We start from the raw sequence: 2,175 nt of genomic DNA, 5'->3' as shown, positions 1-2,175 counted from the left end.
GCGGAGCTCGCCAGTAGAATCTAGCCTCCCCGCACGCCGATGCAGCAGCCGCCCGAGGGCGGCTGTTTTCTTCGTGCCACGCACCCATTTCAGCCAACGCGCCCTCGGCGGCGCGCCAGCCAACAACCAGGCGGGGCTTTTTCGACGCCCCTGTTGTCCATGCTGCGCGCATCCCTGAGACGCCTCTGGCTCAAGATTCACCGCTGGATCGGCCTTTCGCTCGGTCCGGTCCTGGCCCTCACGGCCCTGCTTGGCGCGGTGCTGGTGGTGGCCTTGCCGATCGACCGCGAAGCGCATCCCGCGCTCTTCGTCGCGCGCAGTGCGGCCGATGCGGGAACGGGGACGCCCGCGCTGCCGCTCGAACCGCTGCGCCAGCGCCTCGTGGCCGAGTTCGGCCCCGACACCACCTTCACGCTGCGCCCGCCGCGCAGCCCCGGCGAAACGCTCTGGGTGTACGTACGCGGGCCCTGGGACGGCACGCTCTACCTCGACCCCGCGACCGGCGCGGAGCAAGGCCGGCGCGGCTCGCACGAAGGCGCCTACAACCTGCTCTTCGAGCTGCACAGCAGCCTGCTGCTGGAAGACACGGGCAAGGGCATCCTGGCCTTCGTGGCGCTGGCCTATCTTTTCCTGCTGGTCACCGGCCTGGTGCTCTGGTGGCCCGCGCGCTGGCCGCCGTCGCTGCGCATCTCGCTGAACCGCGGCCTGCTGCGCGGGCTGTTCGACCTGCACCGCACCGGCGGCGCGGTGCTCGGGCTGCTGATCGCGGTGTCGGTGTTCACCGGCGCCTACATGGCCTGGCGGCCGCTCGGCGGCTTCATTTCAGCCGTCATGGGCCAGGAGCTGGTCAAGCCGCCCGTGGTTCCCAAGGGGCCCGCAACAGGTCCGCGGCTCCCGCTCGACGAACTGGTGGCCCGCGCGCAGAACGTGTTCCCAGGCCAGCCGATCGGCTACGTGCAGGTGCCGGCCAGGCCGAACCGCCCGGTGCGCGTGCGCTTCCGGCTGGCCGACGATCCGCATCCGAACGGCATCAGCTCCGTGTGGCTGCATCCGCTCACGGGCGAGGTGCTGGCGGTGCGCCGCTGGCAGGACCTGGACGCCGGCAACGGCGCGGTGGTGGTGATCTATCCGCTGCACACCGGCGTGCTGGGCGGGCCGGTGCACCAGGCGGTCACCCTGCTGCTCGGGCTGGCGCTCGGCGGCCTGGGCTTGAGCGGCATCTGGCYCTGGTGGCGGCGCCGGCGCGCGGCGGCCGCGGCCCGCGGCATCGCGCTTTCGGCCGGCAACCGCACCACGTCCTGAGCCGGACGCCCCGCAGCTTTCGATTTCTATTGGTATCCGAGGAGAAGCCTTGTTCAAGCAAAAGAAGTGCGCCGCGCTGGTCATGGCGCTGTTCCCCATCAGCTTCCAGAGCCTGGCGGCCGAAGCCGAGCCGGCCGGTGCCGCATCCGGCGCGAAATCGCTGGAGGCGGTGACCGTCACCGGCGACTGGCTCGGCACGCCCAGCGAGACCAAGGTGCTCGAGCACCCGGGCGCGCGCAGCATCATCGAGCGCACGCAGATCCAGGAAAGCGGCGCCACCAGCGTGCGCGAGGCGCTGCGCCAGGTTCCCGGCGTGCAGGTGCAGGAGAGCAACGGCACGGGCGGCAGCGACATCTCGCTCAACGTGGGCGTGCGCGGCCTCACCTCGCGGCTGTCGCCGCGCTCGACCATCCTGCTGGACGGCGTGCCGCTGGCCTATGCACCCTACGGCCAGCCGCAGCTGTCGCTGGCACCGCTGTCGCTCGGCAGCCTGGAAGCGGTCGACGTGGTGCGCGGCGCGGGCTCGGTGCGCTACGGCCCGCAGAACGTGGGCGGCATCATCAACTTCGTGACCCGCTCGATTCCCAAGCAGTTCGCGGGCGAAGTGAGCGTGGGCGTGGAAGGCGCGGGCCACGGCGGCGGCACCAAGACTTCGCCCAGCCTGTTCGTGGGCGGCACCAACGAGAACGGCCTGGGCCTGGCGCTGCTGTATTCGGGCACGCACGGCGACGGCTTTCGCCGGAGCAACGACCACACCAGCATCGACGACCTGATGCTCAAGGGCGCCTACCGCCTGTCGAAGACCGACGACATCGCGGTGACGCTGCATCACTTCGAAGGCCAGGGCCGCATGCCGGGCGGGCTGACCACGGC

At 71.2% G+C, this 2,175-nt stretch carries 2 protein-coding genes; both read left to right on the top strand.

Annotated features, from left to right (window positions below; translation table 11 throughout):
- Positions 1 to 159: 159 nt before the first annotated feature.
- Positions 160 to 1,302: a PepSY-associated TM helix domain-containing protein gene (locus AC1DOC_RS30510; RefSeq protein ID WP_478131209.1), complete on the top strand. Its 1,143-nt coding sequence runs from the start codon at positions 160 to 162 to the stop codon at positions 1,300 to 1,302.
- Positions 1,303 to 1,384: 82 nt separating this feature from the next.
- Positions 1,385 to 2,175 (top strand): TonB-dependent receptor plug domain-containing protein (locus tag AC1DOC_RS30505; RefSeq protein ID WP_478131210.1); only part of this gene is annotated, 791 nt, incomplete at its 3' end.

Source organism: Variovorax sp. 01T439_2 (assembly GCF_056398445.1).
The sequence above is the reverse complement of the archived record's forward strand: the minus strand, read 5'-3'. Positions and strand labels throughout refer to the sequence as shown.